Origin of the sequence: Sphingomonas sp., assembly GCF_013812825.1 — a bacterium.
GTDB lineage: Bacteria > Pseudomonadota > Alphaproteobacteria > Sphingomonadales > Sphingomonadaceae > Sphingomicrobium.
Map to the genome: position 1 here is coordinate 1 of NZ_JACCSU010000082.1, position 7,354 is coordinate 7,354.

The 7,354-nt window shown below is 60.9% G+C and carries 6 protein-coding genes and 2 pseudogenes; 4 read left to right on the forward strand and 4 right to left on the reverse strand.

Features of this window, described 5'->3' with window-relative positions:
• Positions 1–217 (reverse strand): hypothetical protein (locus tag H0T81_RS11005; protein WP_294013022.1); only part of this gene is annotated, 217 nt, incomplete at its 3' end.
• Positions 218–334: 117 nt separating this feature from the next.
• On the opposite strand from H0T81_RS11005, the gene H0T81_RS11010 reads away from it, so the two are divergent.
• Complete coding sequence (locus H0T81_RS11010) at positions 335–505, forward strand: hypothetical protein (RefSeq protein WP_294013025.1); 171 nt, start codon at positions 335–337, stop codon at positions 503–505.
• A 99-nt stretch (positions 506–604) separates the two neighbouring features.
• On the opposite strand, the gene H0T81_RS11015 is transcribed toward H0T81_RS11010, so the two are convergent.
• Both H0T81_RS11015 and trkA read right to left on the reverse strand, forming a co-directional pair.
• A complete protein-coding gene (locus H0T81_RS11015) occupies positions 605–2,041 on the reverse strand; it encodes a TrkH family potassium uptake protein (RefSeq protein WP_294013028.1) in 1,437 nt (478 codons plus the stop codon).
• 59 nt (positions 2,042–2,100) lie between these two features.
• Positions 2,101–3,489: a Trk system potassium transporter TrkA gene (trkA, locus tag H0T81_RS11020; protein ID WP_294013031.1), complete on the reverse strand. Its 1,389-nt coding sequence runs from the start codon at positions 3,487–3,489 to the stop codon at positions 2,101–2,103.
• A 489-nt stretch (positions 3,490–3,978) separates the two neighbouring features.
• Between trkA and H0T81_RS11025 the strand changes: the two are divergent.
• Together H0T81_RS11025 and H0T81_RS11030 are read left to right on the forward strand one after the other, a co-directional pair.
• Positions 3,979–4,347: pseudogene (locus H0T81_RS11025) on the forward strand (DUF4118 domain-containing protein); the annotation flags it as partial.
• A gap of 693 nt (positions 4,348–5,040) precedes the next feature.
• Positions 5,041–5,322: pseudogene (locus tag H0T81_RS11030) on the forward strand (winged helix-turn-helix domain-containing protein); the annotation flags it as partial.
• Between the two features lie 1,297 nt (positions 5,323–6,619).
• On the opposite strand, the gene H0T81_RS11035 reads toward H0T81_RS11030, so the two are convergent.
• Entirely contained in the window at positions 6,620–6,982 is a 363-nt protein-coding gene (locus tag H0T81_RS11035) for a response regulator (protein WP_294013033.1), read from the reverse strand.
• A 224-nt stretch (positions 6,983–7,206) separates the two neighbouring features.
• On the opposite strand from H0T81_RS11035, the gene H0T81_RS11040 reads away from it, so the two are divergent.
• The coding region (locus H0T81_RS11040) for an SWIB/MDM2 domain-containing protein (RefSeq protein ID WP_294010577.1) at positions 7,207–7,354 on the forward strand (148 nt) is incomplete at its 3' end.

Genomic DNA, 7,354 nt, shown 5'->3' on the forward strand with positions numbered 1-7,354 from the left:
GCTCCCAGGCGGCCGCGCCGGCGACCAGCGCGCCGACCAGCGCCCAGCCCACCCAGGGCCCGCCGCCGCCGGAGTGCTTCCTGCGGCTGCCGTCCGGACGGGGTCGCGGCCGGCGCTTCCGCTCCAGCCAGATCGCGCGCTTCTCTTCCGGGCTCAGCGCGTCGTAGGCGTCGGGGCTTAGCCAGTCGCCCCGCCTGTCTCGCCCCCGCCGGTTCATCAGCGAAGTCTATATCGCAGGGCCCTCCAAAGCCACGTCACTTCTGCTCGGTGGCTCCATTGACTCAGCCCGGCCCATGAAACATCGTCAACGGAGGGACCGAGAAGGGCGGGGATGATGAAACTTTATCGCATAAACAAGGTGACCAAGCCCGGCGGGGTCGTCGTCAAGAAAAAGGACGTGCTCGCGGCCTCGGATAGCGAAGCCATGCAGCGGGCGGCGGAGAGTCACGACTGTCCCGTATGCGAGATTCTCAAAGACGGCCGGCAGGTCGGAGCGATCGTCTAGGTCACTCGTCGACTTCGCGCTCCCCGCGATGGCGCTTGAGCATCTTGTCCGATTCACCGACCAGGCGCTCGGTCTCGGAAATGCTTTCCCGCAGGGCTTTCAGCCCTTCCAGAACCTTGGCATGAATAGAACGAGCACGGTGAACAGCTCTAGTCGGCCGAGGAGCATGGCAAATGACAGGAGCCACTTGGCGGGATCAGGCAACGTCGAGAAGTTACCGGCCGGCCCGATGATCTCGCCGATCCCAGGGCCGACATTGGCGATGGCCGTGACCGCTCCGCTGGCGCTGGTGGCGAAGTCGAGGTTCATTGCCATCAGGGCTATCGTCAGCGCTGAGTAGCAGGTGAAAAAAATAGCGAAGAACACGACAACCGAGCCGATCACGTCATCCGAAAGCCGTTTCCCGGCGTAGGTCCTGGGGAACACCCCATTCGGGTAGAGGAGCCGTAAAAAGTGGACCCTCAGAAGGGACGCCATGACTTCAAAACGAAAGATTTTGATGCCTCCGGCCGTGGAGCCGGTGCAGCCGCCGACAAACATCAGTCCGAAGAATAACCCGATGGCGATATTGCCCCAAAGCTGAAAGTCGGTCGTGGCGTAGCCGGTGGTGGTGACGATGGAGATTGTGTTGAATGTGGCGAAGCGCGCCGCATCGGGCAGCGCATATTGCCCCGACAGCGCGAGCCAAGCCGTGAGGCCGGCGATCACGACCGCCAGGAATCCGAGGAGAGTCTTCACCTGATGGTCCCACAGGGCGTGACGCTCTCCGGCGAGGAAGCGGACGTAAAGAACGAACGGAACTCCACCCGAGAGCATGAACAATGCGGAGATCCACTGGATGCCGGCATTCCAGTTGCCGAGCGAGTTGTCGGACGTGGAATAGCCGCCGGTCGAGATCGTGGTGAGGGCATGCGCTGTGGCTTCGAACAGCGTCATCCCCGCTGCCCAGTAGCTGAGTCCAGCCGCAATCGTGAGCGACACGTAGACTAATCCGATCCCTTTCGCGATCTGCCTCACTCGCGGCATCGCCTTTTCCGACCGGTCGGAGGATTCGGTCCGGAACAGCTGCATTCCGCCGATGCCGAGGGCCGGGAGCACCGCGATCGCCACCGCGATGATGCCGATGCCGCCGATCCACTGCAGCTGCGCTCGCCATATCAGCAGCCCGGGCGGGGCTTCGTGGAGCTTGGTGATTACGGTCGAGCCGGTGGTCGTCAGCCCGGACATCGACTCGAAAAAGGCGTTGGTCAGGCTGCCGCTGACGATTCCGAACTCAGAGAAGTAGAACGGGATGGTCCCGACTGCGGCAACGGATAGCCAGCTTACCGGCGTCAGAAGGAATGCTTGCCTCAGGTCGAGTCCCGACTGCAGCTCGCATCTGCACCAGCGCGCCAAGATCGCGCCCAGAATGAACGAAACGGCGGAGCCAACGGCAAATGCCCACCAATCCTCGTGGCCGTGCGCGAGGTCGACGGCCAGAGGGATCAGCATCAACCCTGCAACGGTAAGCAGCAGCGTTCCAACCAGGTAAAACACGGGCCGCGCGCCTACCGGCCTCACCGCGACCTGCGGCGCGCCCACGAGCTCGGACGGTGCTACCACAGCTTCGCCTTCGTCTCTCCGGAGATCAGGGCTACGGCCTTCCGGAGGTCGGCATAGGTAACGAGCGCGACGATGTGGTCGCCGGCTTGGAAGATCGTGTCGCCATGAGGGATGATGACCCGGCCATCGCGAACGACTGCTCCGACTATCATGCCGCTCGGAAGGGCAAGCTGCGACAGGGGGGAGCCGAGCAGGCGTGAGGACGTGGCGATCTCGGCCTCCACCACTTCGCCAAAGTCCTCCCGCAGAGTGTAAAGGGCAGACACGTTGCTTCCGCGAACGTGCCGAAGCACAGTCGAGATGGTCACCTCGCTCGGGCTAACTACCGCGTCGATGCCGAGCGTAGACATGAACGGCTCATACGTGCGCTTGTTGACGAGCGTGATCGCTCGGGGACAGCCGGCCTTCTTGGCAAGGACCGATGCGAAAATGTTGGTCTCATCGTCATTGGTGACAGCCACGATCGTGCCGGCCGAGCCAACGTTAGCCTCTTCAAGCACTGCTCGATCCAGCGCATCGCCGTTTATCACTACGGCACTGTCCCCAAGCTCGCTTGCGATCTCCTCCGCCCGATCGCGCCCGTACTCGATGATCTTGATGTTGGTGCTCTGGCCGCCCTCGCGCAATTTGCGGGCCAGATGAATGCCGATGTTGCCGCCGCCAACAATGACGAGGTGCCGCGACATTTCTTCGTCGTGACCGAAAGCCTTCATCACATGTGGAAGCTGCTCTGTCGGCGCGACCACATAGGCATCGTCTGCGAGCTCGACCCGGTCATCCCGGCTGGGAATAAACGCACGCCCCTCACGGACGACGGCGACAATCACCATGCCCGAATTCGGACCGCGCGCCGATAATTCATAGTAGCTCTGGCCGACGAACTGGCAGCGCGCCGTGTTGCAGTGGATGCCAAGAAGCTGGACCCGGCCATCCGCCATCGACACCACATCGAATGCGCCGGGGGTCTTGAGACGCCGCACAATCCCTTCGGCAATCTCGATTTCGGGAGAGATGATGATATCTATCGGCAGGTGCTCGGCGGCATAGAGGCCGCGCCGCCCCGGAGCTAGATAGCCGACGTGCCGGAGGCGCGCGATGCGCCGTTTCACGGCAAACAACGAATAGGCGACCTGGCAGGCCACCATGTTCACTTCGTCCGATTGAGTGACGGCAATGAGCAAGTCGGCATCCATCGCCCCGGCTCGCTCGAGGACTCCGGGATGGGAAGCATTTCCGGTGAGGCCGATCACATCGTAACTCTCCCCGACCTTCCGCGCGAGTTCCTGCGAGATGTCGATGACCGTGACGTGCATGCCCTCGGACCCGAGGTGCCTGGCTATGGTGGAGCCGACCTGACCAGCCCCGCAGACAATCACCCTCATAGCGCCTCCGGATCACGACCCGCTTCGGATCCGACCCCAGGCAGCACCTCCGCTTCGAGCACGAGGAATCCGAGCCACGGCGCGCAGGCGAAGACGCTGAGAATCCGACTAAGGACCAAGTTTGCAAACAAGCTCGTCATCCAGCCAAAGCTCGCCCGCACCAGCTCCGACAATTGCTCGAGCTTTGATGAGTGCTTCCCGATTGGAATCGGCTTCAAACCGCCGCAATCGTTGGCGCGCGGGGACAGTGGCGTCCGTTCGAAGCAATCGGTAAGAAGGCATTCTATCTCTCTCCGAGAGAAGCAACTCGGGGATGCGCACCACGAAGATCAACCACGTCAATCTGCCTGCCGCGCCCCGAAACGCATGGGGGTTGTGGCGCGCAAGCGCGTAAAGATTCTATGGGTTTTTCAAGGTATCTTCCGAGCAGCGCTCGATGCAGCGGGCACCGAAGGTTGTCAGCCCGCGCGCCAAAGTGCAGCCAAGGCCATGTTTAAATGGAGCCACAACGCGTCGCGAGCGGGACCGCTAGCGGCAGGGACGGTGGTCCTGCCCTTCCTAATCGGGCTCGCGATGGTCGCGCTCGCGACTGCTGCTGGGACTATGCTCGCCCCGTCCTGGGGAAACTCGGCGGTCGACCTCTTGTATCTGCCGGCGGTCCTTGGCGCAGCAATTATTGGAGGACTGCGTCCGGCCCTGTTCAGCGCAGTTGCGTCAGCGATCGCATACAACTTCTTCTTCACTGAACCGCGCCACACGTTTCGCGTCGACAACGCAGTCGATGTGGTCACCGTCGCCATTCTTCTGCTGGTGGCAATCGTGACCAGCCAGCTCGCCGCTTCAGTCCGTGGGCAGGCGCGCGTCGCGGAAGCGCATGCTGCTCGAGATGCTACTATCGCGGGTTTAGCCCGCCGCCTGCTTTCTTCTACGAATGAGCAGGAGATTGCCGAGGTTGCGACAGAGCAGCTCGCGAGTTTGTTCGGTTGCAAAGCCGTCCTGGTCTGCGGTCCCCAACCCAGAGTCATCGCCTCTGCGCCTGCCAAGGTACACCTCACGCCGGGCGATTTCTCAGCAGCGACTCTAACTCTCGAGACCGGCGAGTTCCGTGGCTCCGGAAGTACTGTGGTCAACGCAACCGGATGGCAGTTTTACGCCGTTCGCTCCGAAACACAGATTATGGCTACGGCGGGCTTAGGGCGCGAAGATGGACTGTCTCCGGTAGGCCAAGACCAATTGTCGCTGCTCGAGAACCTCCTTGATCAGATAGCGCTCGCGCTAGAGCGGGCGCGGCTCGAGGGTATAGCTCGGGAGCTAGCCGCTATGCGCGAGCGCGACCGCATCCGCTCCGCCCTTCTCTCCACAATCGGGCAGGATCTTAAGCCACGATTGTCGAGAATCAACGAGACGGTGCGCAAACTCAGGCGTATGGGCTCGGGCGAGAAGGTGCTCGTCTCAACCATCGCCTCTGAAGCCGTGCGGCTAGAGCAGTACATCTCGAGCCTCGTCGAGCTCGGGCTGGACGGGGACCAGCAGCCTTTTGAATCCAATGGAGTAACGATCGATCTCTTCCATCGCGCGGTGAGTAGAAATGGCGAGCAGGTCCATCTGACACCAAAGGAATATGCCGTCCTAGCCGAACTCGCGAAGCACCCGGGACGCGTTCTCACCCACGCACATCTTTTGCGCACGGCGTGGGGACCAGCTCAGGAAAGCCGAACAGAATATTTGCGGGTCGCCGTGCGCGGACTTCGGCAGAAGCTAGAGTTTGATCCGACACGGCCGCGGCTGATCATCAACGAACCAGCAATTGGATACAGACTGGTTTTGAGCTGACTTATCGTGTCCGCTTTCCACCCAAAGTGGACATTAGCCCTTTCTGCGCCATACTTAGCCGCACTTGGGACCGAACGAATGATCCAACATCGGAAAACTACCGCCTATCTTACGCGAGAAGCCGCTTTGCAGGCCCCAGCGAAACCGGCGTTCCGGCGCCCCCAACTGGGCGGGTGCACGGATGGCAAGCATTGGCCTGAGCCCGGCACGGTCATCGACAACGGCGATGTGCAGACGGCGAAGTGCCGACGGTGCGGTTTCGATATCAAGCGTATGGCAAATTCAAAGGTCTGGATGTTCACCGGTGTTCTCGGGTGAATCTCGCTTTAGAGGCGAGCGATCCTTCTGATCCTAGATAAACACCCAATCAAGTTGCAGAGAGGCGGTAGGATCGTCAGCCTAAGCCGCCTTCGCCTTCAGTTCGTCGCTTACGCTTCCTGACCGACACCAGACCGAGCTCTGAGGCGCGAGTCCTAATACTCTCTTGGGACCGGCCCATCACCGCTGCAATTTCGCGGTTTGTCTTGCCTGCTGCAATCAGCTCCGCAAGCCGCGCTTGGTCCTCCTCCGACCAGCGAGCGCGATGGTTAGTTCGTTCCCAAGCGTAGCGTATCACAAGGACCTTTTCACAACGGCGACAAGATCACCATCCGAGCGTCCTTAGCATCGCATCTGGCGGACTGACCTGTTTTTACGTCTCGAAGCGCGCGATCTTTTTGTCCAAGTTCGCTATTCGCCTTTTGACACTCGCGACAAAAAGTTTCCGGTCGCGTTGGCCCAGATGATCGATCTTGCCAGCATCATGGTCGCGCAGCGTCTTTAGGAGCTTTTCGCGGTCCTTCAGCCATCGCTCTATTGTGTCATGGCGCATCATGGGCTGGCGCTAAAACTACTAGCCGGAACTCGCGTTGCCAAACCATTAACGCGGCGGAAAGATCACGTTGGCAATTACGGTGTTAGCCGTCTGGATCGCTGGGAGCTGACGCGGGATCTATTGGCCTAGCGTCCCACCGCCTAACCTTCCGGTCTCGGCACCAAAGCTCCATTGGCCTTCCATCAGACCAGCCCATACTCGTGCTGATGGCGGCGAGATCGTCACCTGCCTCGAACTCGCGCGCGTGGTCTATGTGACCGCTAAAGCGGTCCATGAAGTACAGCCGATACTCGGGCATAACGCCCCCCAACGCAGCACAAATGGTGAGACCCACCGCGCGCGACTATAGGGCTATTTTGTTCAAACGCTATGTCGGGCGCACGGTCCTAATGTCCGCGCCCCACCCATCGCGGACGCTGGCCGTCAGCAAGTTTGTCCCTGGCCGCTGAGGGCCTTCCGGACGGCGGTGGCGAGTTCCTCCTGTTTAACGGGTTTCTGGATCACCGTTGCGCCCGTTGCGCGCCCTTCGAGTTCCTCGGCGTAGCCGGTGATGAAAATCACGGGGATCTCGCGCTTTGTGCAGATCGCCTCGACCGCTCTGACCCCGTCGCCCGGCAGTAAGCGCACGTCCGCCGTGATCAGGTCGATCTTCCGCGGCGCCGTCGCGGCAAAGACCGCTGCATCCTCTGACCGCGCAAAGCTGAACTTGGTGAAGCCGAGCTGCTCCAGCATATCCCGAAGCGATTGGCCGATCAGATATTCGTCCTCAATGATGAAGGCGTGCATGGAGCCCCACGGATGTCGGAGGAGTTTCCAACAAACGATTCGGCGGCAACAGCGTTGCACCGTCTGCAGTGGATCGCGCGCGACTTGTGATGCAAGGCCCTATCCCCCTTGAAGCCAACCTAATGTCCGCTTTCCACCCTTTGCAGACGCTAGAAGCGCGTGCAAAGTGAGCTCGACAGCCAGCAAGGAGGTCCGACATGGCAAAAGCACGACAGAACGCGTTCATGAAGCCGGTAAAGCCATCCCGTGAGCTGGCGGCCATCACCGGCGAAGCGCCGCTGCCGCGGACCGAGGTCGTCCGCAAAATCTGGAATCACATCAAAAAGAACAATCTCCAGAATCCCAAGAACAAGCGCGAGATCCTCGCCGACG